The following is a 26,370-nucleotide window of genomic DNA, read 5'->3' as shown; positions in this document are numbered from 1 at the left end:
GCGGGCAGTGGCTCCTTCATACTGTAGGAGCCGGGTTCAGCATAAGACAAGCTATATCGGGGACGATAGCGACGGGTCATAAGCCGCAACATGAAATGCCCGAGCCCGGCGAAATCCGGGCTCGGGCTTTTCGGAACGATGCATTCGATCACCGCTGCGAAATTTCTTGCGACATAGGTGAACATAGCCGGGTTGGCGACTGTTCTGATTGCAAAGAGGGCTGGGACGATGCTCGACAAAGTGACCGAAATGGTCGCGCATATGATCGGTATCTTTCAAATCACGGTCGAAGAAGGCCGGATGCGCGATGAGTATCTGAAGTTTCTGGCGCTTAAACAGGCCGAGCCAGACATCACTCCGCTAGAAGGGGGCGCGCTGATGCTACGCGCCGCTTTTACGCCCGATGAATTCATTCCGGGGGTGCAGTATAGTGATCTAGCGGTAACATCGGTCGCACCGCCGCAAGGCTTTTTTGCGGGGTGGTTCGGGTTTCCGCAGCCCTATTGGCATCCGATCGAGGGTGCCGGGCCGGTCGGCGCACAGTATCTGCTTTATCATGACACCGCGCAGGGGCAGCCGCTTCTGGTGCTGGAGCCGCCGGGAAGCGTCGTCACGATCACCTATCAATATGGGATGATGGAGGATAACGACCTGTTGCTGACCGCAGACAGCAACATCGAGTTCACAGACCCCGGCCATTTTCGCGCCGAGTTGCAAGATTATTTCACCGTGGCAAAGGCGCTTGGCGCAGCCAGCGGCACCGATTTTCCCGTCTTGGGCGAAAGCGTCCATGACTATGGCGTCGCGCTTTATCAGGCCATGGGGGAGGTCAGCGATATTGGCCTGAGCGGATCAACCGTTGTCGTCCAGCACGGGGCCGCCGCCTTTGGGATATACGAGAACGGCGCAAGCGTTGAGACCGTGACAAGTCTTGATGATGTGATGCCCGCGTATCTTCAAAAGAAGAACGGCGACGACGAAGCCCAAGACACTGACAGCGATGATGCCGAAGCGCCCGCCGATGCTGCATATACGCGCGACCCCTATGAGGGGCTGGATGACCCTTCGGATGCGGGCGATCAGTTCAAACTGGCCCCCGGTCATGAGGTTGTGTCGGGCGCAAATACGCTTGTCAACGATGCCAGTATCTTTGTTTCCTGGCTGGACGCGCCGGTGATTTCGGTGATGGGCGACGTGATCAATCTGAATATGATCAGCCAGACCAATCTGTTGGTGGAACATACCAGTTTTTCGGGCGCCACAGGCGCCATCGGTTCAGCCAGCTACAACAGCGCGACCCTGTCGCGCACCTCGTCGGCGCCGCCGGTTGATGACAGTGCCGAACAGTCGGCCAGTGACCCCAGCCTGCCCGCAAACTGGGCAGTGACGCGGATTGACGGCGATGTGCTGGCCGTCAACTGGGTGCAGCAGTTCAGCTTCATGACGGATAACGACCGCGCCGATATCGCGTTTTCCAGCACCAATACCTATATCGGGCTGGGCGAAAATACGATCGCCAATGGCGTCAATCTGGCAGAGATCGGCTATGGTTACGATCTGATCCTGATCGGGGGCAACCTGATTTCGATCAACCAGGTCAGCCAGATCAACGTGCTGATCGACAATGACACGGTGTCTTATTCAGGTATGCAGCCAATCGCGTTCAGCTTTGGCGATAACCTGCTGTTCAACGGGGTCTCGATCAATTCCGTGGGGATCGACGCTTATGGCGCGATGCAGGACAATTTCGCGAAAGCCTCAGAGAAACTGGCAGACGGCGGCCTGACGCTTGACCAAAGCGTGGCCCATGACAGCGTCTTTGAGGGCGTCGACATTTTGCGCGTGCTCTACATCAGCGGCGATATGACGACGATCAACCGGATTGATCAGACCAATGTGCTGGGCGATTCCGATCAGGTGCATCTGGCGTTGGACAATTTTCAGATGGCAAGCGGCGGGCCCGTGACGGTCACGACCGGGTCCAATGCGACAATCAATATGGCGTCGATCGAACAATACGGCGTGGATTCCAAGGTGATGGTCGGCGGCGATGTCTATGACGACGCGCTGCTGTATCAGGCCGGGCTGATTGATACCGATGCCCATCCGCTGGGCGTCGGCCTGACGGCACTGACAAGCGAAGCGGTGGTGTTTCTGGCCGATGACATGCTGGGGCCAGACGTGTCTGACGGTGCCGTCATCACGCCGCCCATGACTGACTACGCACAGACACCAGACATAATGCAAACAATGCTCGCCTGACAGGGACAGAACTTATGACGTTGAATGAACGCTCCGCCTTTGGTGACGTGACGCAGCCTGTGACGTCCGAAAACCCCGGCAACGACCAGCCGCGCCGGCCTGCCGCCAAACGCCAAGAAACCCTGCGCCTGACGCCCGATCTACGGGCGGAGCCGATGTTCAAAAGCCGAAGGGACGCACAAGTGCTGGAAGGCATGCAGATCGAGGGCTCAACCGGCCCGATCCTGAAACCCGATACGGGCGGTGCCCCTCCTAAAACCACCGGAGGAAGTGGGGGTGATGGTGGCGGCGGTGCGCCCACACCGAAATTTCATCGCCGCTCCAACCCTGATCAGTTTGTCACAGCGCTGCGCAAGGGCAAGCAGGCGGTGGCGCGCAACATCGGGTTCGTGATGGTTCTGACCTGCGCCACCAATCTTCTGGTGCTGGCCATTCCGGTTTACCTGTTTCAGATTTCGGACCGGGTACTGACCAGCCGGTCGCTGGAAACGCTGATCATGCTGACGGTGGTTATCGCTGGTGCGGTGATCTTGCAGGCGATCTTTGATGCGGTGCGGCGGTTCATTCTGATGCGAACGGCCGTGGAAATTGCGGTTCGTCTTGGCGCCCCGGTTCTAAGCGCGGCGGCGCGTTCATCGCTACATGATAACGGGCGCGAATATCAGACGCTGGGCGATCTGCAACAACTGCGTGGTTTTCTGGTCTCTGGCACGCTGATCTCATTTCTGGACGTGCCGTTCGCACCGGTTTTTGTTGTCGTGATTTTTCTGGTGCACCCGCATCTGGGGCTGATCGTGGTTGGAACCGCGCTTTTGCTGATGGTAATTGCCCTGATCAACCAAAAGGCCACGTCAAAACCCTTTGCCGAGGCGAACATGGCCCAAAGCCGGGCGAACATGCATCTTGATTCAATGTCGCGCAACAGCCAGATCATCAACGCCCTTGCCATGGTGCCCGAGGCCGTGGCCCTTTGGGGCCGCGACACCGCGAATTCGTTGCGGTTTCAGGTTATCGCGCAGGATCGTAACATCATCTGGGCGGCTTTTTCGCGCGGGGTGCGGTTGCTGACGCAGATCGGCATGCTGGGTTGGGGCGCCTATCTGGCAATCGAGGGGCAGATCACCGGCGGCATGGTGATTGCGGCATCCATCATCGCGGGCCGGGCGCTAGCCCCGATTGAGGGCTCTATCGAGGGTTGGAACGGCTTTATCCTGTCGCGCGCCGCCTATGGCAGAGTGACCCGCCTGATGGAAAATTCGGTGCAGCGGTTTGAAAAGCTGCGCCTGCCGCGCCCCGAAGGGCGGTTGAATGTGGAGCGGCTGCTATATGTTCCGGCGGGGACGAAACAGGTTATCCTGAATGGTCTCAGCTTTAGCCTCAGCCCTGGCGAGTCGCTGGCGATCATCGGCAATTCGGGGGCGGGCAAGACGACGCTGGGCAAGATGCTGGTTGGGTCGATCCTGCCTACCTCGGGCAATGTGCGGATAGATCTGATGGATCTGCGCAACTGGGATGACCGTCAGCTGGGCGAATCCATCGGCTACCTGCCGCAGGATGTGCAGCTGTTTCCCGGCACGATCAAGGCCAACATCGCCCGGATGCGCGCCGACGCCCGCGACGAATACATTCACCGCGCCGCTGTATTGGCCGATGTGCATGAAATGATTGCGCTGCTGCCGCATGGATATGAAACCATGGTTTCTGCCGATGGCTCGCCGCTGTCGGGCGGGCAAAAGCAGCGCATCGCGCTTGCCCGTGCGTTCTTTGGCAATCCGCGGTTTGTGGTGCTGGATGAGCCCAATTCGAACCTGGATACCGCGGGTGACAGGGCGTTGGCCACGGCCATCAAACAGGCGGGCGAAAGCGGCATCACCGTGGCGGTAATCACGCAAAAGCCGTCATTGCTGAGCGTGGTCGACAAGATCATGTTGCTGGCTGACGGCAATATCGCGCTGTTCGGCAAACGGCAGGAGGTGCTTTTGCAACTTGCCAACCGTAGCAGGAAAGGCACCCAAACCGTTCAGGGCCAGACCGGAGGGCCGCCAAATGTCTGATGTCACCGTCTATACCGAGCCCCCCGAATGGTATGCCGAAGTTCCCAGATCGGTGTCGAAATTCGTGACTTTCGGGTTTGTGTTGCTGGCAGCCACGTTCGGGGGGTTCGGATTTTGGGCGTTTCGTGCGCCACTGGCCGCCGCTGTCATCTCACAAGGCAGCTTCGTGGCGACCGGCAGCAACAAGATCGTCCAGCATCTTGAAGGGGGGATCATCAAACAGATCCTTGTGGCAGAGGGCGATCATGTCGACGCTGGCCAGCCGATTTTGCTGCTGGATGAAACCGCAGCCGTCGCTACCGAACGCGAACTGTTCTTGCGCAAGGTCCGGCTGGAGGCCATGGAGGCGCGGATTCTGGCCGAATATGACCGGAAAAGCAATCTGACCTACCCGCCCGAACTTGACGCGCTGCGGGCGGATTATGATGTGGCCTCGATGCTGGATGCGCAGACCATCATCTTCAACGCGGCGTCGCAACAGCTTGACAATGACATCACGCTGCTGACCCAAAGCATCGAGGCGCTGAAGGTGCGGGCGGTCGGCTACGAACAGCAACTGGGCGCGATGCGTATTCAGTTGGACCTTCTGCGCGAGGATTATGACAGCAAACAGCAATTGCTCGATACCGGGCTGATCCGCCGATCCGAGGTCAACACGATCCGCCGCGCGATTGCTGACGCCGAAGGGCAGGTTGGCCGTCTGATGGCCGAGATCAACGAGATCACCGAGGTCAGTAAAAGGTATGACGCGCAGATTGCGCAGACCCTTAGCGAACATCAAAGTGCCGCGCTGGACAAGTTGCAGATCGTTCAGTCAGAACTGGAAGGCGTCCGCGAACAGGTCGTGAAAGCGCAAAGCGTGCTTAAGCGCGTGGCCGTGTTGGCCCCTGTCGCCGGAACGGTGGTGCGGCTGCATTACCATACTGCGGGCGGCGTGGTGGAAAGCGGCAAGGTCATTGCCGAAATCCTGCCGACGGGCGAGGCGTTGATCATTGAGGTCATGATCCCCAGAACCGAAATTGATGTGGTGCGCAAAGGGCAGGCCGCGACGGTGCGGTTGACCGCCCTGAACCGGCGCACGACGCCGATCCTGGAGGGGACGGTTTTTTATGTTTCGGCCGATGCCATTTTGGACAAGACCCAGCAGGTGCCGCGTGAAATCTATGTGGCGCGGGTGTCCGTGTCGCCCACGGAATTCAACCGGGTGCGCGGCTTTACCCCAACACCGGGGATGCCTGCGGAAATCATGATCCAGACGCAGTCACGCACATTCGTGCAATACCTGATGAAGCCCATCACCGACAGCATGATCCGCGCCTTTCGCGAACAGTAAACTTTTTGGGGTCAGTGCGGGGTCAGACCTCTTCGATGCGGATGGCTACTGGAACGTCCTGAACGACATTTGTGCTGGGCAGCCGGTTGATGGCATGGTTGATCGCGTCGCGTGTGGTTTTATGGGTGACGATCAGCACTGGCGCAGAGGTATTCTCGTGGCCGTATTGCCGCATCCGGTCGATCGAAATCCCCTCATCGCCCAGCACGGTCGCAACCTTGGCCAGCGCACCCGGCTTGTCCAATAATTCCAGCCGTAGATAATAGGGTGCGGGTGCTGTGGCTTTGGCCGGGATCGGGTCAACAAGCGTGCAGGCCGGTTGGCCAAAGGTGGGCAGGCGGGTGCCGCGCGCTATTTCCACCACATCAGACATGACAGCGCTGGCGGTGGGGCCTTCGCCCGCGCCGGGGCCGCGTAGCACGATCTGACCGACGCTATCGCCTTCCAGCACCACCATATTGGTGCCGCCCGTCAGCGTGCCAAAGGGGCTGGCCATGGGGACAAGGCAGGGGGTCATACGCTGTTCCAGCCCCCGCCCCGTCATCTGGGCAACACCAAGAAGCTTGATCTTGTAGCCCATGTCTCCGGCGCGGCGGATATCGTCAATGGAAATCCGGCCAATACCTTCCAACTCGACCTTGTCGAAGCAAACCTTTGTCCCAAAGGCGATTGCCGCCAGCAGGCTCAGTTTGTGGGCTGCGTCAATGCCGCCTACGTCAAGGTTGGGGTCCGCTTCCAGATAGCCCAGTTGGCGGGCCTCTTCAAAGACCTGGTCGTAGGGCAGGCCCGCGCTTTCCATCCGCGTCAGGATATAGTTGCAAGTGCCGTTCATCACCCCCATCACGCGGCGCATGCCGTTGCCGGCCAACCCTTCGGTCAGGGATTTCACGACCGGTATGCCGCCGGCCACTGCGGCCTCAAATCGGATCACTTGGCCCGCCGCCTCGGCCATCAGTGCCAGCGCGTGACCGTGATGGGCCAATAGCGCCTTATTGGCGGTGACAACGTCCTTGCCGCTGGCAATTGCTGCCCTGAGCGAGGCGTTTGCGGCGCCTTCATGCCCGCCCATCAGTTCGATGAAAATGTCGACATCCGGGCGCTGCGCCAGCGTTACCGCATCCTCGACCCACGCATAACCCGACAAGTCGGCATCGCGGTTTTTGGTGCGGTCACGCGCGGTTATGGCCGTGATCGTGATAGGGCGGCCCGTGCGGGCGGCCAACAGATCAGCGTGGCGCTGCACAATTTTCACAACGCCAATACCGACGGTGCCCAAACCGGCAATGCCAAGGCGCAGAGGGACGCCAGAACGCTGGGCAGGGCCGGAGGGCTGGGACATGGGATGCTCCTGAACTTTGTGTCGGGGCTGTGTTAGCGGTTTGGACGCAGGCTTGCAACGCGCAGGGGCGATGGCGCAAAGAAAGCTCAGGTGCCGGGCATGCTATCAGGGGGAATGACGGGCCCGCGCAGCCCCGTAGCCCGCGCGCGCAGGTCCGTGGCGCGCGCGTCAAGACTGTCGGTCGGGTCGATGGGCGGCTCTGCCTCAACCAAAATGCTATCAAGCGGCAACAGGCTGGGGTAGGGCGCATCGGCGGTCTGGGGCTGGGTCGTGCACGCGACCAGCAGGGCACAAACGACCAGGGCGGTTGAGGGGGCAAGGGCAGGGCGGAACATAGGGCCTCGGGGATGATCGGGGGTGACAATAGGGCGGGGCGCAACGCTTGGCTATAGCCAATGCCGGGTGGCGTGCGCTGGCTGCCGACAAGGGGCGTTTCCCGGCGTGGTGTGCTGGGCGGGTTTGATATTGAACGAGTGTTCATATAGTTTGCCGCCATGGCACGCAAAATCGGCTCTCAATCACAAATCACTGGCCCTCGCATTCGGGTTGAGGCCGAACGATTGTTTGCGCGGCACGGCTTTGCCGCGGTGTCGATGCGCCAGATTGCGGCGGCAGTGGGGGTGCAGGCGGGGGCGCTATACCTATACACCCCCGATAAAGAAACATTGCTGTTCGAACTGCTCAAAACACATATGGACAAGCTGTTGGCGGCGTTGGATGCCGAACCCATGCCCGCAGATCCGCACAAGAAACTGGAACAGTTTGTGCGGTTTCACATCCGTTTCAATCTGAACTGTGCGCAGGCTGTTTTTCTATCCTATATGGAGCTGCGCAACCTGTCGCCCCAGCATTTCACGACCATCGAAGCCTTGCGCCGCCGTTACGAAGATGCGTTGCAGGCTATTCTTGAACAGGGCCAAGCGGCGGGCGCATTTGTGCTGTCAGATGCAAAGCTGGCAACGCTGGCGATCATCGCCATGCTGACCGGTGTCACCGGCTGGTTTCGCGAAGATGGGCGGCTTGACCGTGGTGCGGTCGAAGACATCTACTGGGATATGGTGCGCAAGGCCGTGGGTGCCTGACTGCGCGCAGCCGTTTTCTTGTTGGTAAGGGTTTACCGATTGAGGCGCGACGGCCCTGTGATAGCCGTCCACCTTGACGCGTTATTGCCCCGGCGGGTATGAAGACGCCCGTTTGCCGCGCCGGTGGGCGGTTTGGCCCAACTGACACTGTCTCAGAAGCTGCTATCCCAGACGACGCGGGGGCCGCGGGGCCGGGTCACGACAAAGTTTGAAAATCTGATGGCATCAGTCAGCCCGATCTGGGTGAACAGTTTGTTGCCCCCTTCATCCGTGCCACCGATGTGCAGCGAATTTTGGGTGTTCGTAAAAATTGGCGTGTAACGCATTGAGGTTTCCACGATGATCGCTGTGTCGCCCACCGGCATGAGCGGAATGCGGTAGGCCTCTTTGTTCAGCGATACGTCGGTGTAAGAATCGATCCCCGGTTTGCTGGCATGGGAATATTCCACCCGATATTTATTAAGGTCATCATCCCATCGAATTGATGTGACACGGATCCAGCTTCGCCCGCGCGAGTTGGTCACAAAGTCAAAGACCTTTTGCATTCCCTGAATGTACTTTGGCCCGATCTGCCCTTTTTCGCGCGAAAGCAGGTCAGCGATCGTATAGGCGGCCTTTGCGTTCACCGCCTTCAAACGGAATGCGTCGTAAAACTGGAATGACACCATGAACCAGCCGATCAGCAGCAAAAAGCCCATGATCCCCTCGATGGGCATTGACCCGGTGGTGTCGTCGTTCCACCCACGCAGCCAACGGCCAAGGCGCTTTAGCGGGCCCATCAGTTTTTCCTCGGTTCGTTGACAAAAGCCGTTGTGACAATCAGGGCGATACTGCCGTCACCCGTTTTGGTCAGCGCACCACCCAAGCCGGTAGTCGGCATCATCGGATCGACCTTCAAACACGCGCGCAGCAGCATCAACTGATCCGATGCACCCCGTTCCAGTGTGGTTGGCGGTGGCGGCTCGGTGGCGGCCCGGTCAATGCAGGTGACAGAGGTTCCGGCCTGGCTGCTTGTCCAGGTTGCCTTGTCCACCGCATAAATTTCGACGCTCAGATCATTCATGCAATTCGGTATAAAGCCGATATTACTGCAAATTGAGCGCTTCAACTGTTCATGGGTGGGCATCGGCGCGCCAAGCCGCAGCAGGCGTACCGACATATCAACGCCCCTGTCCATTAACGTCTGACGCAGCATGAGCACGCCCAGTTCCACCCCCGAGAACATCAGGATGATGAAAAACGGCAAAAACATAACCGCAGGGATGGTCGACGCGCCGTCCTCTTTTCGCCAAAACTGACGGGCGCGCGTGCCAAGCCTGCAAATAAGCCGTTGCATCAGTTGGTCAGCCTCAATGCGTTGATCGCAGACGCGATGCTGGAGAACGCGGTTTTCATGTCGTTACTGGTAACGTTGAACGCATAGGCCGGCGCGGTCGCGCATTTGTTCAGCACGGTCTGGCCGGCCGCTGGTGCGTCCACCGCCACGGTAAAGATGATGATTTCGGTTCCAGGTGCCTTTGCCGCGGTGCAAAGTTTATTCAGATCGGTGTCCTTGTCGTCAAACTCCGACTGTTCCGCCATTTCGGCATAAATCGCGCTGTCGCTTCCTGAAAAAGGCTTGTTCAGATAGTTCTTGATCACATATTGCAGCGTCCAGCCCTTGGCCCAGATATTTTCGTAGGGAATGGTAACATGTGCTTTGACATCATTTGCCGATTTCCACTTCTTTTCGTCGAAGCTGTAATACGGTTTTGAACCCTTGGTTTCGTCAAAGTAGAAAAGATATTTGGTGCTTAGGTCGGAATTGCTCTTATTTCCGTTGGTCGTCACCAACGGCGAATCGCCGGTGCGGAAAGGCGTCTTGGTTGAATAGGTCCGGGTGTTCTGGCCGTCGGTCATCAACACCAGAACCTTCATTGACCTTTTGTCACCACTGGTTGCCAAGGCTTCACCATAGTGAAACGGGCGTTCAGCCAGTGTGCCGTCAATAACGCCGTCAGTGATCAGCGCGGTTACGGCTGGTTGCGCGGCCGGGTCCAGAAGCGCCACACCCCATTTCGCACCATAGTCGATCGCGGTATCGCCGTTGGCGTAAAGATTGCCGATCTTGGTTTTGATTGTGCTGGCTTTGTCAGCCAATGGCATGACGGTATTTCTGCTGTCATTGGGGCAGTTCAGAATGTTGTTATTTGTTTGAAGCCCAAACCCGTCGTTACCCCAATAGTCGAAACTGTCGCCATACATCGCACGGGCAAGGAATGTCACGGGGTTGATGCCGGTCGACGAGAATGTGTCGCGTGGAAGGTCGACGCAGCTATTTTGCATGTGCTCTGTGCTGATGTTGAATTTGCTGGCCAGTGTCGTGCCCAGTGTGACCTGTTGGTTATAGGGCACGACAGAGATGCTCAGCTTGCCCGGTATCGAATCCGGGGGCTGCACGGTCTTGAACATCGTGTCGACAAAGTCCTTCCCGGCCTCTTTCAAGAGTGCAATACGAGTGGTGCTTTTGCCCCCGGATAGGCTAACCTTGTCATTCATAGAGCCCGACACATCCAGAACCATCGAGATTTCGACGTTGCCGATGCTTTCCTCGGCGCGGCTTTGGGTTTTGATCGGCAGTGATTTCATTCCGACAAGGTCGCCAAACAGGGTTGGCATGTTATCCTTGATCGTGGCTTCGACCGAACGCCATTCCTTGTAGTCGCCCTCTTGGACGATCGGCGTCACGTCAAGGTGCTCAAGCCCGCTTTTGGCGAAATAGTCGGCTACCACGTCTTCGGGGCTTAGCGACTGGTTCAGGTCCGCAGCCGCCAGTACCGCACGGTCAAGCGTGCTTTGAATCAGCGCGCGGCGTTCCTCTTGGCGGATGAGGTCGATCGCTACCCCGGTCGAGATCAGCATGATGATGAAAATGAACAGGCTGAGGATCAGTAATGATCCGTCTTCTGCACGACGAAAGGCAGCGAGGCCGCGGCCGATACGCCAACTGGAAGGCAATGCCCCAAATAAACCCATGATCTTCGTCATTTTGCTTCTTTCTTCGGGCGATTTATCGTGCAGTCAATTGTCGCAGTAACAATGATGGCAGCGGATCTTGGCACAACTGTCGCGCAAGACCCATGTACCCCAAGTCTTAGGGCAAAAATGAGGCAAGTAAACGGCAGCTTTGCCGTGATTGGTGCTGACGTGGCGACGATTCCGCCGTTCTCTACGGCGTTGTTTCGCTGCGGTCTGAAAACCGAACAATCTGATTAATGTTTTGGCAGGACCTGTGGCGCAACTTGCCCAATGTTGATTGGGGTAGCGACTACAAACTGCCGTAAGTTGCGGGTGATTCGCCGTTTGCCCTTGGCGCGGATATTGAATTGGGCCTACGCTTGCAAGGGTGCGGCGCCGCGTCAAAGGCGCCGGTGCATGCATTCACGGGAGGGATCCATGAGTTCGTTAAAAGAGCCGAGTTTTCGCCAATCAGTTGATATGATGTTCAATCGCGCGGTTGCGGTGATGGACCTCGGGCCGGGCCTGGTCGAGAAGATCCGGGTCTGCAATTCAACGTATACGGTGCGCTTTGGGGTGCGTTTGCGCGGCAAGATCGAAACCTTTACCGGCTATCGGTCTGTCCACTCCGAGCATATGGAACCGGTAAAAGGCGGGATCCGCTTTTCGCTGGGCGTCAACCAGGACGAGGTTGAGGCGCTCGCGGCGCTGATGACCTATAAATGCGCGCTGGTGGAAACGCCTTTTGGTGGTGCGAAAGGGGGCCTTTGCGTTGATCCCAAGGCGTGGGAAGCCAACGAGATGGAGCAGATCACCCGTCGCTTTGCGTATGAGCTGATCAAGCGTGACCTGATCAATCCGGCCCAGAACGTGCCTGCACCCGATATGGGCACCGGTGAACGCGAAATGGCCTGGATCGTGGATCAATACGCGCGGATGAACACCACTGACATCAACGCGCGTGCCTGTGTAACCGGCAAGCCGTTGAATGCCGGTGGTATTCAGGGCCGGATCGAGGCGACGGGCCGCGGTGTGCAATACGGGCTACACGAATTTTTCCGGCACCCCGAAGATATGGCCTTGGCGGGGCTGTCAGGCACATTGGACGGCAAGCGCGTTATCGTGCAGGGCTTGGGCAATGTCGGCAGTCATGCGGCACGGTTCCTGGCCAATGAAGACGGCTGCAAGTTGGTCGGTGTCGTCGAACACGATGGCGGCCTATGGGACGACAAGGGGTTGGACATCGACGCTGTGCTGGAGCATTTGCGCGCCAAGGGCGGGGTCAAGGGATGCCCCGTGGGAACCTATGTCCCCGAGGGCGCAAGCTTGCTTGAGGCGGAATGTGATATCCTCATTCCCGCCGCAATGGAGGGGGTGATCAATCTGGGGAACGCCGCGCGTATTCAGGCTCCGCTGATCATCGAGGCTGCAAACGGGCCGATTACTGCGGGTGCCGATGAAATCTTGCGCGCAAAAGGCTGTATCATCATCCCCGATATGTTTGCCAACGCAGGCGGGGTGACGGTGTCCTATTTTGAATGGGTCAAGAACCTGTCGCATATCCGTTTTGGCCGGATGCAGCGCCGCGCAGAAGAGGCGCGGTCACGGTTGCTGGTCGAGGAACTGGAACGGTTAAGTGCCGATAAGGGCCTTGGCTGGACGCTGTCGCCCAATTTCAAGCGCCGTTTCCTGACCGGATCGGGAGAGCTGGAACTGGTCCGTTCTGGGTTGGATGACACGATGCGCATCGCCTATCAGTCCATGCGCGAAATTTGGCACGGGCGACCGGAAGTTACCGATTTGCGTATGGCCGCCTATATTGTAGCCATCGACCGGGTGGCACAAAGCTATCGCTCGAAAGGGCTGTAAATGCGAAAATCCCCGGCACGGATGCGCCAGCCTGGAAAAAGCTTGGTTGGCTTTTGTTCAGGTAAGGCATCCTTGCCGGGGGCGTCGCACATGCCCATGGACTCTTGCCCTAGACGGGCCAATATAGAGGGATGAGCTTACCCCCCGGTTTTCTGGATGAACTGCGAACCCGTGTCTCGATCTCTCAGGTGGTCGGGCGCAAAGTCATGTGGGATCAGCGTAAATCCAATCAGGCCAAGGGTGACATGTGGGCGCCGTGCCCGTTCCATCAGGAAAAATCCGCGTCTTTTCATGTGGATGACCGGAAGGGTTATTATTATTGCTTTGGCTGCCATGCCAAGGGTGACGCGGTCAGCTTTGTTCGAGAGACCGAAAATGTCGGCTTCATGGAGGCGATCGAGATTCTTGCCCGAGAGGCCGGGATGCAGATGCCGGCGCGTGACCCGCAGGCGGCGCAGCGCGCCGACCGGCGCACGGAACTGGCGCAGGTCATGGACGAGGCGGTGCGCCATTACCGGATGCAATTGCAGACCGCCGCCGGTGCGGACGCGCGCGATTATCTGGCGCGGCGCAAGCTGGGGCAGGGCGCGCAGGACCGGTTCGAGATTGGCTTTGCGCCCGATCAGCGGCAGGGATTGTTTCAGGCGCTGAAGGCTAAGGGTATTGCGCCCGATCTGATTGTCGATGCCGGACTGGCGGCACGGCCTGATGATGGTGGCGAGCCTTATGATCGCTTCCGCGGCCGGATCATCTATCCGATCCGCGACGCGCGGGGCCGCTGCATTGGTCTTGGCGGGCGGGCAATGGACCCGAATGCGTACGCAAAATACCTTAACAGCCCCGAGACCGAGCTTTTTGACAAAGGTCGGAGCCTTTACAACCACGGCCCCGCCCGCGAGGCCTGCGGCAAGGGTCAGCCGCTGATCGTGGCCGAGGGTTATATGGATGTGATCGCGCTGGTCGAGGCGGGATTTGGCGGCGCCGTGGCCCCACTGGGCACCGCCGTGACCGAGGATCAGCTGCGCATGTTGTGGCGCATCCACCCAGAGCCGGTGATTGCACTGGATGGCGATACGGCCGGCATGCGCGCGGCCCTGCGGGTCATTGACCTTGCGCTGCCGCTTTTGGAGGCGGGGCAGGGAGTGCGGTTTGCGGTGTTGCCGGGCGGGCAGGACCCCGATGATCTGATCCGCGCCGGCGGTGCCGGGGCGATGCAAAAGGTCATCGAGGATGCGCGCCCGATGGTGGACTTGCTCTGGCAGCGCGAAACCGAAGGCCGCAACTTTGACAGCCCTGAACGCAAGGCTGCACTGGACAAGACCCTGCGCGCGGCGATCAAGCGGATTACCGACCCCTCGATCCGGGCGCATTACGGCGATGAAATTCAACGCCTGCGGCAAGACCTGTTTGGCGCACGCCGCGCCCGACCGGGGGGCGCAGCGGTAGCCGCGGTGCGCGGCAGCCGCGACCGCAACGGCAAATGGCTGCCCCCCCCCGCGCCGCCGATGGCGTCAACGAAACTGTCGATGTTGGTGGCGGCGTCAGGGCCGGGCGTTGAGGAGCATTTGCGCGAGGCGATGATACTGGCTATATGCGCGGCGCATCCGGGCCTTGTGGCGCGGTTCGAAAGCCAGCTTGAAATGATTGCGCTGCACGATGCGGACCATGAGACGCTGCGCCATGTGCTGCTGCGCCATGCGCATGCGGAACCGACGTCGATCCGTGAACATATCCTTGCCGAAGCGGGCGCAGCGCTTGAAAAGCTGCTGCATCTGCCCCATGTGCGGATTGCGCCGCCCGTGCAACCAGACGCAGACCCTGACCTGGCCAAGATGTGCCTGGCCGAAGAAATGGCGAAACTGGAGGCCCGTCGGGCTGCGCATGCCGAGATTGAAGACGCGATGGAGGATTTGACCGGTCTTGCCGATGAAGGGGTGACATGGCGGCTGGCGCAATCGGCGCAGGCCCGGCATCAGGCCGAACGTAGCAACCTGGACGATACGAGTGATATGGGCGAAGACCGAAAGGCGCTGTCAGCGCATCTGCAAAGCCTGATCGACGGTCAGGTCTGGCGCAAGGATCGCCGCCAGAACTGACACCCGTCATCACGCTGACCTTCGGCCCCCCTGTGATTCGCCTGCGTGATTCGATAAAACCCGAGGACGTGATTCGATTCTGTCCGCCCTACCGCCGCTGACCCAGTGACCCTGTGTCCCCATTCGACCCGAGGAGCGCCCATGGCTGCCAAAGACATCGACGACAGCAAACCAGACGATCAGGATGGTGAAGAAACGCTTGATATGAGTCAGGCTGCCGTCAAAAAGATGATCGCAGACGCGCGTGAGCGGGGCTACATCACCTATGATCAGCTGAATGCCGCGCTGCCGCCGGAACATGCCTCATCCGAACAGATCGAAGACGTGATGTCGATGCTGTCGGAAATGGGCATCAATGTTATCGAAAACGATGAGGCCGAAGAAGGCGAGACGGGCGGCGAACTGGTTCAGGTATCAGCTTCGCGCGAGGTGGCCGTTTCGACCACCACGACCGAAACACTGGACCGCACCGATGACCCGGTGCGCATGTATCTGCGCGAAATGGGCTCGGTCGAACTGCTGTCGCGTGAAGGCGAAATTGCCATCGCCAAGCGCATAGAAGCCGGCCGCAACACAATGATCGCGGGCCTGTGCGAAAGCCCGTTGACCTTTCAGGCCATCACCATCTGGCGCGACGAACTGCTTAGCGAAGACATTTTGCTGCGTGATGTGATCGACCTTGAAACCACCTTCGGGCGGTCGATGGAGGATGACGAAGACCAAGACGAGCCGGTAGTGGGGGGCCTTGACAACAGCGCCGCCTCCAGCGCTCGCCAGTCGGGTGCCGAACCCGAGAAAGATGCGGATGGCAACCCGATCACCGCAGCCGACGATGACGACGATGAGGATGACGAAGGCGCCAACATGTCTTTGGCCGCCATGGAAGCCGCGCTAAAGCCCAAGGTTCTGGAAACGCTCGAACTTATTGCGCGTGATTATATCATGCTGGCTGAAATGCAGGATCTTCGCATGTCAGCCACATTGAACGAAGATGACAGTTTCTCGAAAGAGGCAGAGGCCGCCTATCAAAAGCTGCGCGCGGAAATTGTGGTGTTCGTGAATGAACTGCATCTGCACAACAACCGGATCGAAGCGCTGATCGACCAGCTTTACGGGATCAACCGCAAGATCATGTCGATCGACAGCGGCATGGTGAAACTGGCCGATGCAGCAAGGATCAACCGCCGCGAATTCATCGACGAATACCGCGGCTATGAACTGGACCCCGCGTGGCTGGACCGGATGGACGAAAAACCCGGTCGGGGTTGGCAGGCGCTGATCGAAAAATCACGCAGCAAGGTCGAGGATCTGCGCGCCGAAATGGCGCAGGTTGGCCAGTATGTGGGCGTCGACATTCAGGAATTCCGCCGGATCGTGAACCAGGTCCAGAAGGGTGAAAAAGAGGCCCGTCAGGCGAAAAAGGAAATGGTCGAAGCAAACCTTCGTCTGGTTATCTCGATCGCCAAGAAATATACGAACCGTGGCCTGCAATTTCTTGACCTGATTCAGGAAGGCAACATTGGCCTGATGAAGGCCGTGGACAAGTTTGAATACCGCCGCGGCTACAAATTCAGCACTTATGCAACGTGGTGGATCCGCCAGGCGATTACCCGCAGCATTGCGGATCAGGCCCGCACCATCCGTATTCCGGTACACATGATCGAGACGATCAACAAACTGGTCCGCACCGGGCGCCAGATGCTGCACGAGATCGGCCGCGAACCGACCCCGGAAGAGCTGGCCGAAAAGCTGCAAATGCCGCTTGAAAAGGTGCGCAAGGTGATGAAAATCGCCAAAGAGCCGATCAGCCTTGAAACGCCGATCGGTGACGAGGAAGACAGCCAGCTTGGCGATTTCATCGAAGACAAGAATGCTGTTTTGCCGCTGGATTCCGCAATTCAGGAAAACTTGAAGGAAACCACGACCCGCGTTCTGGCCTCCCTTACCCCGCGCGAAGAACGTGTGCTGCGGATGCGTTTCGGAATTGGCATGAACACGGACCACACGTTGGAAGAAGTGGGCCAGCAATTCAGCGTCACCCGCGAACGTATCCGCCAAATTGAGGCAAAAGCACTGCGGAAACTGAAACATCCAAGCAGGTCGCGCAAATTGCGCAGCTTTCTTGACCAGTAAACTCAAGGCGCCCGATCCGGGCGCCTTTTGTTTTTGCGGGGGCAGAGCTGAAAATCGAGTCAGGGGCCGCACCCTTTCAACGGGGCACTTTCCAACGGCCCGGCCCCGCAACTGAGTCTTCACCGCCACACCCGTCACCCCCGCATCTTGTGGCCGAAAATTCAATCTACCCAACGCATCGCGTTGCCCCTATAGTTTTGTGGGTAACGGGGGGAAACACCCGACATGAGGCGGTAACAACAGAAGAAAGAGGGGGACGCCATGCGCTGCCCATTTTGTGGCAATGTCGATACCCAGGTAAAAGATTCACGCCCCGCCGAGGATCATGTGGCGATCCGGCGGCGGCGTTTTTGTCCCGCCTGCGGGGGCCGCTTCACCACCTATGAGCGTGTGCAACTGCGCGATCTGGTGGTGATCAAGACCTCGGGCAAGCGCGAAGATTTCGACCGTGACAAGCTGGAACGCTCGATCCGCATCTCGATGCAAAAACGCCCGATTGACCCCGAACGTATTGATCAGATGATCTCGGGTATCGTGCGGCGGCTGGAAAGCCTTGGCGAAACCGATATCGCCTCAAAGGTGATCGGTGAAATCGTGATGGAGACACTGGCACGGATCGACACCGTGGCCTACGTTCGTTTTGCCAGCGTTTACAAGAACTTCCAGGCTGCGGACGATTTTGACAAATTCGTCTCGGAACTGCGTCCTGGCGGCGCCGACGCCGAGTGAGCGATACGGACCAACGCTATATGGCCCTGGCCCTGACGCTTGCGCGCCGGGGCCTTGGCACGGTTTGGCCCAATCCGGCAGTAGGCTGCGTGATTGTTGGTAAAGGGCGCATCCTCGGCCGCGGCTGGACCCAGCCCGGTGGCCGCCCTCATGCGGAACGTCATGCGCTGGATCAGGCGGGCAAGGCCGCGCGCGGCGCCACCGCCTATGTCACGCTAGAGCCTTGCGCCCATCACGGCCAGACCCCGCCTTGTGCGGCGGCGCTGGTCGATGCCGGTATAGCCCGCGTTGTCACCGCGCAGACGGACCCGGATACACGGGTCTCGGGGCGGGGTCACGCCATTCTGCGCGCCGCCGGCATAGCGGTCACTGAATCCGTGTCCGAGCCAGAGGCCCGCGCCCTTCAGCAAGGGTTCTTGACCCGCACAATCCTTGGCCGCCCGATGCTGACGTTAAAGCTTGCCAGCAGTTTTGATGGCCGCATCGCCACCGCGTCGGGCGAAAGCCGTTGGATCACCGGGCCGCAAGCCCGCGCCCGTGTCCATGCGCTGCGCGCTACGCATGATGCGGTGATGGTTGGCGGCGGCACGGCGCGGGCCGATGACCCGCTTTTGACCGTGCGTGGCCTTGGCCCGCGTCGCCAGCCGGTGCGCCTGATTGCATCGCGCCTTTTGGATCTGCCGCGTAACAGGCTTGCCGCGTCAGTGCCCGATGCGCCGCTCTGGCTGGCCCACGGCCCGGATGCCCCCGATGAGGCGCGGGTATTCTGGCAAGATCACGGTGCCGAACTTTTGGAAATACCGCAAACAACCCAACGGCTCAATCCCGCCTTCCTGCTGCAATTGCTTGGCAAAAAAGGCCTGACCCGTATTTTCTGCGAAGGCGGCGGCCAGTTTGCGGCCAGCCTGCTGCGCGCGGACCTGGTTGATGATCTGATCGGTTTCACGGCCGGCGTCATCCTGGGCGCGGATGCCCGTCCCGGCATCGGCGCGCTGGGGCTAGAGGCTTTGGCCGCCGCGCCCCGCTTCAGACTTGCGGCAACAGAAACACTCGGCGGCGACGTCCTTCATCACTGGACCCGCGCCCCGCTTTTCTTTGGCCCAAATACTCAGCCTTAACCCCGCTTGCGGCCCTCGGCGACATCAATCAGATGGCGCGCCCAGAGCCCCGCAGCCCAGGTTGCCGGCACCCCCAATACGATGGACAGAAACAATGTCTGCACCGGCGTCAGCGCGGGCCAGCCCAAACGCTGCCATGCCAGTGATAACATGAACACATTGATCGCCACAGCACCCGCCGCGAACGGATACAACAGCACCCCCAGCTTCCAGACGGGCCAGGGCGCCCTTTTGGCGGCGGGTGGTTTTTTCATCGGCGTTCTTGTTTCAGACATCATGTTTTCCTGAAGGTTTCCTATCTGCAATCCCCGAAATTCTTGTAATCCCATTTCCCTTGAACAATTCCGGCGCTGTCCATTTGTCATATAGCGTCCCACCCCCGACAGCCATACTTGATGGGGGAAACCCCGGCTACTGTTCCTTGCCATGACGAGAAACTATCCGTGGGCTTCGGCAACGGGCCATTTTGCATGCAATCAGCCGTCTGCGTCCGTGCGAAGGCAATCATCGTCGCTGGCCGCAGCCGTCACGGCAAGCTCGGCTTCAAGAAAACGTTCGAACGCATCGAGGTCAACAGGATCGAACTGGCCGAACCCCTGCATCCACACGCAAGCGGCGCGCATCGCATCGGGGTCGAGCTTGCACCATTTGACGCGGCCGCGTTTGTCTTGGGTGATCAGTCGGGCCTCGGCAAGAATGGTGAGGTGTTTTGAGATCCCGGCAAGGGACATGGTAAAAGGGGCGGCGACATCGGTCACGGCCATATCATCCTCAAGCAGCATCGTCAGGATGGCGCGGCGGGTCGGATCGGACAGGGCCGCGAAGATCGCGTCGAGACTGGGCTGGTGCGTGTTCATGGGGAAGTGATGCGGCAGGATGGTGCGATCGTCAACCAGATGGTTGAATGTGCCGGGCAGGGCGGTTTTGACGAAACGGGCCGTTGAAGGGCGGAGTTGTCGCAGGGGCGGTGATCTGGCGCATCAATTATTTCAATGGGTTATGACATATTCTGGGGGCGGCCAACACGCTTGACTCACGCGGGTGTGACGCTTAGGAAACCCCAGACGAATGCGGGGGCCTATCCATGCCTGTTGATCCCTCAGACGGACCCGATCCCAAGCGCCTTGAACGGCTTGAGAAACGGATCACCGAGGTGAAAAAGACGCTGGAGCCGGGTCCGCGCGCGGATGAGCATTTTTCACAGGCCAATATCGCCTGGCGGATGGTCATCGAGATGGTATCGGGGCTGGGGATCGGCTTCGGCATCGGATATGGGCTGGATCGGCTGTTTGGCACGATACCGCTGTTTCTGGTGCTGTTCACCTTCCTGGGCCTGGCGGCGGGGGTGCGGGTCATGCTGCGAACCGCACGCGAAGTAGAAGCGGATCGACTGGCCGAGCAATCGGCGCGGGAAGAGGGAAAATAGACGTGGCGACGGAAGCTGAAGGCACTGGTCTCGTATTCCATCCGATGGATCAATTCATCGTCAAACCACTGTTTGGCGATGGGCCGGTTCATTGGTACACGCCCACCAACGTGACCCTGTGGATGGGGCTTGCGGTGTTGGCAATCATTCTGGTGTTGGTGGTCGGCACACGCGGGCGGGCCATCGTGCCGACGCGTATCCAGTCGATCGCCGAGCTGGCATACGGCTTTATCCACAAAATGGTGGAAGATGTCGCGGGCAAGGAAGGGTTGAAATACTTTCCTCTGATTTTCACTCTGTTTCTGTTCATCGTTTTCGCAAACTTCCTGGGGCTGCTGCCGCGCTCGTTTACCGCCACCTCGCATGTTGCCGTAACGGGGGTTCTGGCCCTGATGGTTTTTGTCGGGGTCACGGTTCTGGGCTTTGTCAGGAACGGGGCCGGCTTTCTGGGTCTGTTCTGGGTGTCCTCGGCGCCCCTGGCGTTGCGTCCGGTGCTGGCGCTGATCGAGGTGATTTCCTACTTCGTGCGCCCGGTCAGCCATTCCATTCGTTTGGCCGGCAACATGATGGCAGGCCACGCCGTTATCAAAGTGTTTGCGGGTTTTGCGGCGATCGCCGTGATCTCGCCACTGTCCATCGTCGCTATTTCAGCGATGTATGGGCTGGAACTCCTGGTGTCCTTTATCCAGGCCTATGTGTTTACCATTCTGACCTGCGTGTATCTCAAGGATGCGCTGCATCCGCACCACTAAGGTCAGCACTACAAATTCAGCCAATTCCAACATCAAGGAGTGACGTTCATGGAAGGCAATATCGTTCAAATGGGTGCGTACATCGGCGCTGGTCTGGCCTGCATGGGCATGGGCGGGGCAGCTGTTGGTGTGGGCAACGTTGCCGGCAACTTCCTGTCGGGCGCGCTGCGTAACCCGTCGGCAGCCGCTGGCCAGACCGCCACGCTGTTCATCGGCATCGCGTTCGCCGAAGCGCTGGGGATCTTCTCGTTCCTCGTTGCGCTGCTGCTGATGTTCGCCGTCTGATCCTTTCACGCATCCGTGCGGTCGGATGGGCCAGTGATGGCCCGTCCGGTATCTTGAAGGGTCCAGGGGGACGACATGGCAACTGAAACGCAAGACGTAGCGGCGGGTGCGGCGCATGGCGCTGCCGATGCGGCGGGTCATGCCGCGCAATCTGCGGGCATGCCGCAGCTGGACTTTGCAAGCTTTCCCAACCAGATCTTCTGGTTGCTGGTCACGCTTGCGGTCATCTGGTGGGTTCTGACGCGCCTCGCCCTGCCGCGCATTAGTGCGGTGCTGGCGGATCGTCAGGGCACAATCGCCAGCGACCTGACCGCTGCCGAAGACTACAAGCTGAAGGCGAAGGACGCCGAGGCCGCGTATGAACGCGCCCTTGCCGAAGCCCGCGCCCAGGCACAAAAGATTGTGGCAGAGGCCAAGGCCGAGATCCAAAAGGATCTGAACGCCGCGACTGCCCATGCGGACGCCGAAATCGGGGCTCGTACGGCGGAATCGGAACGCCGGATCAACGAGATCCGCGAAGGCGCGTTGGAGGCGGTGGAAGTCGTCGCCAAGGACACCGCCGCAGAGATCGTGGCCGCGTTGGGCGGCAAAGCTGACGCCAAGGCGCTGACTGCGGCTGTCTCGGCACGGCTGAAAGGGTGAGATGATGAAAAAGCTTTCCTTCATCTTGGTGTTGGTGGGATCGCCTGCGATGGCGGCTTCCGGGGCGTTCTTTTCGCTTCACAACACCGATTTCATCGTGACGCTGGCATTTCTGCTGTTTGTGGGCGTGCTGTTTTATTACAAGGTTCCGGCCCTTTTGGGTGGCTTGCTGGACAAACGGGCAGCAGGTATTCGGGCGGATCTGGAAGAGGCCCGCGCCCTGCGTGAAGAAGCGCAGAGCATCCTTTCGGGGTACGAGCGCAAGCACCGCGAAGTGCAGGAGCAGGCCGACCAGATCGTTGCCGCTGCAAAGCGGGACGGGCTTGCCGCGGCTGAGCAGGCCAAGGCCGATCTCAAGGGCTCGATCGCGCGGCGACTGAAGGCTGCGGAGGATCAGATCGCGTCGGCAGAGGCGGCGGCGTTGCGCGAGGTCAAGGACCGTGCGGTTAGCGTCGCTGTAGCGGCTGCGCGCGAACTGCTGAGCAAGCAGATGACCGCAAAGGATCAGGCTGGCCTGATCGACGCCGGCATCGACGAGGTCGAGAAGCGTCTGCACTGATTGCTGTAATTGCAGTGTGATAGACCCGGCCCTGCGAGGGGTCGGGTTTTTTCGTTTGGGGGATCGGTTGGCCGTCATTGCGGGCCGCTACCGGGCAAGGCTGCATCTCAATCTGGCCATCGCGGGCCTGATGGCACGGCGCTACCGCGATATCTCTGGCCGGATCATGCGCAACCTTAGTGCAGGAACGAACAAGGCCGGACCTCGCGGTCCGGCCTTTGCAAACTTTTTCCGCCAATCAGCGGTTGGGGCGAATGATGAATTCCACCCGGCGGTTGGCCGAACGCCCCTCGGACGTGAGATTCGAGGCCACCGGCTGATCTTCGCCGCGGCCATAGGATACAACGCGCGACGAGGGCACACCCGCACCGACCAGCACATTGGCGACAGCATTGGCGCGGCGCTGCGACAACTGTTGGTTATACGCGGCGCTGCCGGTATTGTCGGTGTGGCCGATCACCTCGACGCGGGTGTCGGGATAACGGTTGAGGCTGCCCGCAAGGGTATAGATGTCGCGCTGAAGGTCAGGGCGCAGCGTCGCGCTATCGGTCGCGAACAGCACGTCTTGCGGCATCGTCACGATCAGCTCGGAGCCGGTGTTGACGATTGATACGCCGTTACCGCCGATGTCGCGCTGAAGCTCGGCCGCCTGTTTGTCAAGCTGCGAGCCGATGGCCCCACCGATCAACCCGCCGACGATTGCGCCCGCTGCGGCCTTGGCCAGCTTGTCATCGCCTTTACGGGTGGCGCCGTATGCGCCGCCGATCAGTGCGCCCGCTACCGCGCCGCTTTTCGCGTTGGAGGGCGCGCCCGGCTCGGCGTTGTAAGGCGACGCACCATAGGGGTCGGTGCAGGCTGACAGGCCAAACAGGCCAGTAACCGCAAGGATCAAGGGGAGTTTCGGATTCATCTGCAATGCCTCGTTTGATACCATCCGTCGCCGGATATTTAGCGGATCATAGCAAAGCCACGGTGGAATGTGCCATGGGTTGCGGCTGCCGGGCGGATTATTGCCTATCACAACATGGCGATTACACGGTCATGGGCTGGCCCGCTTCGTAGCGGGCGGTTTCCCATGCCAGCATCGCGCGCTTGACCGGCAGGCCCCAGTGATAACCGCCAAGCCCCCCCGATTTGCGCAACGCCCGGTGGCAAGGAATAAGAAAGGCAACCGGGTTGCGCCCGACGGCTGTGCCTACGGCGCGCACCGCCCGCGGGTGGCCGATGGCGCCGGCGATGTCGGAATAGGTGGTGACATGGCCCGACGGAATTTGCAGCAACGCCTCCCACACCTTTATCTGGAACGGTGCACCAATCAGATGCAACGCGGTGTGACCGCGCTGGCCCAGGGCGGCCTCGACCCACGGGGCAATCGCGGCGGGGTCTTCGGTGAATTGGGCGGCGGGCCAACGGGCACGCAGGTCCGCCATGGTAGCGTCAGGCCCGCAATCGGCGGCAAAGGCCATGCCGCAAAGCCCGCGGTCGGTGCCCATTGCCAGCACCTCGCCAAACGGCGAAGGAAACCAGCCGGTGCGGATGGTCAACCCCGCGCCACCCTTGGCGTAGTCGCCCGGGCTCATCGCCTCCCACCGCAAAAAGAGGTCGTGCAGACGGCTTGACCCCGAGAGGCCGGAATGGTCTGCAACCGCCTCAAGCGGCAGCCGTTTGGCCAGCAGATCGCGGGCAAGATCCAGCGACAGGTATTGCTGATAGCGTTTGGGCGAAACCCCGACCCAGGCCGAGAACACCTTTTGAAAATGCGCCGCGCTCATCCCCAGTTTCGCGGCAAGGTCAGGTAGCGGCAGGGGTTTGGTGCCGGCTGCATCAATCTGGTCCAGTGCGCGGGCGATCACCTGGTAGTGGTAGCTGTTTTCAAGCGTGGTCATGGCTGCCTCTTTTCGTCATGCTCTCAAGATAGGCGGTGGCGGGGCAGGGTGCGACCCGAAAGCTGTGCAATCGGGGCGCAAACCGCTAAATTCAGGTTGCCGTAGTTGCGTAGCCCCCTTGCCGGTGCCTCGGGCTGCGGGCATACCAGAGGCATGGTCAAGCAGCTGAATTATCGTTCCATGCAAGAGGTTTTCCGTCGGTTTCAGGCGGCGAATGCCCACCCCACGGGTGAGCTGGATCACGTCAACGCCTATACGCTACTGGTTGCGGTGGCCCTTTCGGCGCAAGCGACCGATGTCGGGGTGAACCGTGCCACGCGGGCGCTGTTTACGCTGGCCGATACGCCGGAAAAGATGCTGGCGCTGGGTGAGACGAGGTTGACCGAACACATCAAGACAATCGGCCTGTTTCGCCAAAAGGCGAAAAACGTGATCCGGCTAAGCCAGATCCTGGTCGATGATTATGATGGTCAGGTGCCTTCGTCACGGGCGGCGCTGCAAAGCCTGCCGGGGGTAGGGCGCAAAACCGCGAATGTGGTTTTGAACATGTGGTTCGGGCATCCGGCGCAGCCGGTTGACACCCATATTTTCCGCCTCGGCAACCGGTCGGGCATTTGCCCCGGCAAGGATGTCGTTGCTGTCGAACGCGCGATTGAGGACAATGTTCCCGTGGAATATCAACTCCATGCGCATCACTGGCTGATCTTGCACGGCCGCTATATCTGCACCGCCCGAAAACCCAGATGTGGGGATTGTCTGATCCGCGACATTTGCCAATACGAGGAGAAGACCCAGTGAAGAAGTATCAGGTGGCCGGGATCGGCAATGCGATTGTCGATGTCTTGGCGCAGACCGATGACACGTTTCTGGACCATATGGGGATCTCAAAGGGGGTCATGCAGCTGATCGGGCGTGACCGTGCTGAAACGCTTTATGCCGCGATGGATGACCGCACCGAGGCGCCCGGCGGCTCGGTCGCCAATACGCTGGCGGGGCTGGGAAATATGGGGCTGACGACGGCGTTTATCGGGCGGGTGCGCGATGATGCCTTGGGCCGGTTCTACGCCCGGTCGATGGAGGCCGAGGGCACCGATTTCGTCAACCCGCCGGTGGCAGAGGGTGATCTTCCCACCTCGCGCAGCATGATTTTCGTGACACCGGATGGTGAGCGTTCGATGAACACCTACCTTGGGATTTCAGCTGATCTGAGCACCGAAGATGTGCCGCTTGCGGTGGCCGAAAACGCCGAGCTTTTGTTTCTGGAGGGGTATCTGTTCGACAAGGACCACGGCAAAGCCGCCTTCCTGAAAGCCGCGCAGGCCTGCCACCGGGGCGGTGGGCGCGCGGGTGTCGCACTGTCGGACCCGTTTTGCGTGGATCGCCACCGCGACAGCTTTCGCCGGCTGGTCAGGGATGAGATGGACTATGTCATCGGCAATGAGCACGAATGGGAAGCGCTTTACCAGACAGATCTGGAAAATGCGCTGGCACAGGCCGCGTCCGAATGTGCGATGGTGATCTGCACCCGCTCGGGCGCCGATGTGGTGCTGATCAATCGGGGAGAGCGCGTCGAAGTGCCGGTGCACCGTGTGGTCCCGGTGGATGCGACCGGCGCCGGTGATCAGTTCGCGGCGGGTTTTCTTTATGGCTACGCGACGGGGCAATCACTGAGTGTCGCGGGCAAGATGGGTTGCCTTGCCGCTGGCGAGGTTATCAGCCATTTCGGTGCCCGACCCGAGGTGGATCTGAAGGCGATGTTTCGGGGGCATGGCCTGATTTGACCAAAACGCGGGGTTGCCACACCAGAT

At 59.8% G+C, this 26,370-nt stretch carries 26 protein-coding genes; 16 read left to right on the top strand and 10 right to left on the bottom strand.

Features of this window, described 5'->3' with window-relative positions; translation table 11 throughout:
* Nucleotides 1–185 (bottom strand): hypothetical protein (locus ACM62R_RS08565; RefSeq protein ID WP_415183634.1); only part of this gene is annotated, 185 nt, incomplete at its 3' end.
* 43 nt (nucleotides 186–228) lie between these two features.
* Here ACM62R_RS08565 and ACM62R_RS08560 point away from each other — a divergent pair.
* From ACM62R_RS08560 to ACM62R_RS08550, 3 genes are all read left to right on the top strand, one after another.
* Nucleotides 229–2,262 carry a type I secretion protein ATPase gene (locus ACM62R_RS08560; RefSeq protein ID WP_415183633.1) on the top strand — a complete coding sequence of 678 codons (2,034 nt, stop codon included), beginning with the start codon at nucleotides 229–231 and terminating at the stop codon, nucleotides 2,260–2,262.
* 155 nt (nucleotides 2,263–2,417) lie between these two features.
* Nucleotides 2,418–4,316: a type I secretion system permease/ATPase gene (locus ACM62R_RS08555; RefSeq protein ID WP_415183637.1), complete on the top strand. Its 1,899-nt coding sequence runs from the start codon at nucleotides 2,418–2,420 to the stop codon at nucleotides 4,314–4,316.
* Nucleotides 4,309–5,649 carry an HlyD family type I secretion periplasmic adaptor subunit gene (locus ACM62R_RS08550; protein ID WP_415183632.1) on the top strand — a complete coding sequence of 447 codons (1,341 nt, stop codon included), beginning with the start codon at nucleotides 4,309–4,311 and terminating at the stop codon, nucleotides 5,647–5,649. Before ACM62R_RS08555 ends, ACM62R_RS08550 begins: the two co-directional genes overlap by 8 nt.
* A 22-nt stretch (nucleotides 5,650–5,671) precedes the next feature.
* On the opposite strand, the gene ACM62R_RS08545 is transcribed toward ACM62R_RS08550, so the two are convergent.
* Nucleotides 5,672–6,988, bottom strand: a complete 1,317-nt coding sequence (locus ACM62R_RS08545; protein ID WP_415183631.1) for a homoserine dehydrogenase — start codon at nucleotides 6,986–6,988, stop codon at nucleotides 5,672–5,674.
* 86 nt (nucleotides 6,989–7,074) lie between these two features.
* Nucleotides 7,075–7,323, bottom strand: coding sequence for a hypothetical protein (locus ACM62R_RS08540; protein WP_415183630.1), 249 nt, complete (start codon nucleotides 7,321–7,323; stop codon nucleotides 7,075–7,077).
* 159 nt (nucleotides 7,324–7,482) lie between these two features.
* Here ACM62R_RS08540 and ACM62R_RS08535 point away from each other — a divergent pair, with 159 nt between their 5' ends.
* Nucleotides 7,483–8,070 (top strand): TetR family transcriptional regulator, encoded by a 588-nt coding sequence (locus ACM62R_RS08535; protein WP_415183629.1) that lies wholly within the window; start codon nucleotides 7,483–7,485, stop codon nucleotides 8,068–8,070.
* 152 nt (nucleotides 8,071–8,222) lie between these two features.
* On the opposite strand, the gene ACM62R_RS08530 is transcribed toward ACM62R_RS08535, so the two are convergent.
* Genes ACM62R_RS08530 through ACM62R_RS08520 form a run of 3 tightly spaced genes read right to left on the bottom strand, consistent with a single transcriptional unit; the run spans nucleotide 8,223 to nucleotide 11,097 of the window.
* Nucleotides 8,223–8,849: a hypothetical protein gene (locus ACM62R_RS08530; protein ID WP_415183628.1), complete on the bottom strand. Its 627-nt coding sequence runs from the start codon at nucleotides 8,847–8,849 to the stop codon at nucleotides 8,223–8,225.
* A complete protein-coding gene (locus tag ACM62R_RS08525; protein WP_415183627.1) occupies nucleotides 8,849–9,406 on the bottom strand; it encodes a TadE/TadG family type IV pilus assembly protein in 558 nt (185 codons plus the stop codon). The genes ACM62R_RS08530 and ACM62R_RS08525 overlap by 1 nt, the downstream gene beginning before the upstream one ends.
* Entirely contained in the window at nucleotides 9,406–11,097 is a 1,692-nt protein-coding gene (locus tag ACM62R_RS08520; RefSeq protein WP_415183626.1) for a pilus assembly protein TadG-related protein, read from the bottom strand. The genes ACM62R_RS08525 and ACM62R_RS08520 overlap by 1 nt, the downstream gene beginning before the upstream one ends.
* Before the next feature lie 408 nt (nucleotides 11,098–11,505).
* Between ACM62R_RS08520 and ACM62R_RS08515 the strand changes: the two genes are divergently transcribed.
* The 5 genes from ACM62R_RS08515 to ribD all read left to right on the top strand — a co-directional run bounded on the left by ACM62R_RS08515 (nucleotide 11,506) and on the right by ribD (nucleotide 19,012).
* Complete coding sequence (locus ACM62R_RS08515; protein WP_415183625.1) at nucleotides 11,506–12,936, top strand: Glu/Leu/Phe/Val family dehydrogenase; 1,431 nt, start codon at nucleotides 11,506–11,508, stop codon at nucleotides 12,934–12,936.
* A gap of 131 nt (nucleotides 12,937–13,067) precedes the next feature.
* The gene (gene dnaG / locus ACM62R_RS08510; protein ID WP_415183624.1) at nucleotides 13,068–15,032 is read left to right on the top strand and encodes a DNA primase; all 1,965 of its coding nucleotides are present in this window, start codon (nucleotides 13,068–13,070) and stop codon (nucleotides 15,030–15,032) included.
* Nucleotides 15,033–15,173: 141 nt separating this feature from the next.
* Nucleotides 15,174–17,165, top strand: a complete 1,992-nt coding sequence (gene rpoD / locus ACM62R_RS08505; protein WP_415183623.1) for an RNA polymerase sigma factor RpoD — start codon at nucleotides 15,174–15,176, stop codon at nucleotides 17,163–17,165.
* Between the two features lie 261 nt (nucleotides 17,166–17,426).
* On the top strand, nucleotides 17,427–17,894 hold the full coding sequence (gene nrdR, locus ACM62R_RS08500) for a transcriptional regulator NrdR (protein WP_415183622.1): 468 nt from the start codon (nucleotides 17,427–17,429) through the stop codon (nucleotides 17,892–17,894).
* A complete protein-coding gene (gene ribD / locus ACM62R_RS08495) occupies nucleotides 17,891–19,012 on the top strand; it encodes a bifunctional diaminohydroxyphosphoribosylaminopyrimidine deaminase/5-amino-6-(5-phosphoribosylamino)uracil reductase RibD (RefSeq protein ID WP_415183621.1) in 1,122 nt (373 codons plus the stop codon). The genes nrdR and ribD overlap by 4 nt, the downstream gene beginning before the upstream one ends.
* Here the strand turns inward: ribD and ACM62R_RS08490 are convergent.
* Together ACM62R_RS08490 and ACM62R_RS08485 are read right to left on the bottom strand one after the other, a co-directional pair.
* A complete protein-coding gene (locus tag ACM62R_RS08490) occupies nucleotides 19,009–19,287 on the bottom strand; it encodes a hypothetical protein (protein WP_415183620.1) in 279 nt (92 codons plus the stop codon). The genes ribD and ACM62R_RS08490 overlap by 4 nt on opposite strands.
* A 201-nt stretch (nucleotides 19,288–19,488) precedes the next feature.
* Nucleotides 19,489–19,869: an ArsR/SmtB family transcription factor gene (locus ACM62R_RS08485; RefSeq protein ID WP_415183619.1), complete on the bottom strand. Its 381-nt coding sequence runs from the start codon at nucleotides 19,867–19,869 to the stop codon at nucleotides 19,489–19,491.
* A gap of 227 nt (nucleotides 19,870–20,096) precedes the next feature.
* Here ACM62R_RS08485 and ACM62R_RS08480 point away from each other — a divergent pair, with 227 nt between their 5' ends.
* The 5 genes from ACM62R_RS08480 to ACM62R_RS08460 all read left to right on the top strand — a co-directional run bounded on the left by ACM62R_RS08480 (nucleotide 20,097) and on the right by ACM62R_RS08460 (nucleotide 22,676).
* Nucleotides 20,097–20,438 (top strand): AtpZ/AtpI family protein, encoded by a 342-nt coding sequence (locus tag ACM62R_RS08480; RefSeq protein ID WP_415183618.1) that lies wholly within the window; start codon nucleotides 20,097–20,099, stop codon nucleotides 20,436–20,438.
* Between the two features lie 44 nt (nucleotides 20,439–20,482).
* Nucleotides 20,483–21,190, top strand: a complete 708-nt coding sequence (locus ACM62R_RS08475; protein ID WP_415183617.1) for a F0F1 ATP synthase subunit A — start codon at nucleotides 20,483–20,485, stop codon at nucleotides 21,188–21,190.
* Between the two features lie 48 nt (nucleotides 21,191–21,238).
* Complete coding sequence (locus ACM62R_RS08470) at nucleotides 21,239–21,475, top strand: F0F1 ATP synthase subunit C (protein WP_372841718.1); 237 nt, start codon at nucleotides 21,239–21,241, stop codon at nucleotides 21,473–21,475.
* A gap of 75 nt (nucleotides 21,476–21,550) precedes the next feature.
* Nucleotides 21,551–22,117 carry a F0F1 ATP synthase subunit B' gene (locus ACM62R_RS08465; protein WP_415183616.1) on the top strand — a complete coding sequence of 189 codons (567 nt, stop codon included), beginning with the start codon at nucleotides 21,551–21,553 and terminating at the stop codon, nucleotides 22,115–22,117.
* Between the two features lie 4 nt (nucleotides 22,118–22,121).
* Nucleotides 22,122–22,676 carry a F0F1 ATP synthase subunit B gene (locus ACM62R_RS08460; RefSeq protein ID WP_415183615.1) on the top strand — a complete coding sequence of 185 codons (555 nt, stop codon included), beginning with the start codon at nucleotides 22,122–22,124 and terminating at the stop codon, nucleotides 22,674–22,676.
* A 238-nt stretch (nucleotides 22,677–22,914) separates the two neighbouring features.
* On the opposite strand, the gene ACM62R_RS08455 is transcribed toward ACM62R_RS08460, so the two are convergent.
* Both ACM62R_RS08455 and ACM62R_RS08450 read right to left on the bottom strand, forming a co-directional pair.
* Nucleotides 22,915–23,586: an OmpA family protein gene (locus ACM62R_RS08455; RefSeq protein ID WP_415183614.1), complete on the bottom strand. Its 672-nt coding sequence runs from the start codon at nucleotides 23,584–23,586 to the stop codon at nucleotides 22,915–22,917.
* 121 nt (nucleotides 23,587–23,707) lie between these two features.
* Nucleotides 23,708–24,562, bottom strand: a complete 855-nt coding sequence (locus tag ACM62R_RS08450) for a methylated-DNA--[protein]-cysteine S-methyltransferase (RefSeq protein WP_415183613.1) — start codon at nucleotides 24,560–24,562, stop codon at nucleotides 23,708–23,710.
* A gap of 153 nt (nucleotides 24,563–24,715) precedes the next feature.
* On the opposite strand from ACM62R_RS08450, the gene nth reads away from it, so the two are divergent.
* Entirely contained in the window at nucleotides 24,716–25,360 is a 645-nt protein-coding gene (gene nth / locus ACM62R_RS08445) for an endonuclease III (protein ID WP_415183612.1), read from the top strand.
* Nucleotides 25,357–26,343 carry an adenosine kinase gene (locus ACM62R_RS08440; RefSeq protein WP_415183611.1) on the top strand — a complete coding sequence of 329 codons (987 nt, stop codon included), beginning with the start codon at nucleotides 25,357–25,359 and terminating at the stop codon, nucleotides 26,341–26,343. Before nth ends, ACM62R_RS08440 begins: the two co-directional genes overlap by 4 nt.
* The last annotated feature ends 27 nt before the right edge of the window (nucleotides 26,344–26,370 follow it).

The sequence above is a fragment of the Phaeovulum sp. genome (assembly GCF_047638075.1).
Taxonomy (GTDB): Bacteria; Pseudomonadota; Alphaproteobacteria; order Rhodobacterales; family Rhodobacteraceae; genus UBA6197.
This window is presented reverse-complemented; position numbering and strand designations above follow the sequence as displayed.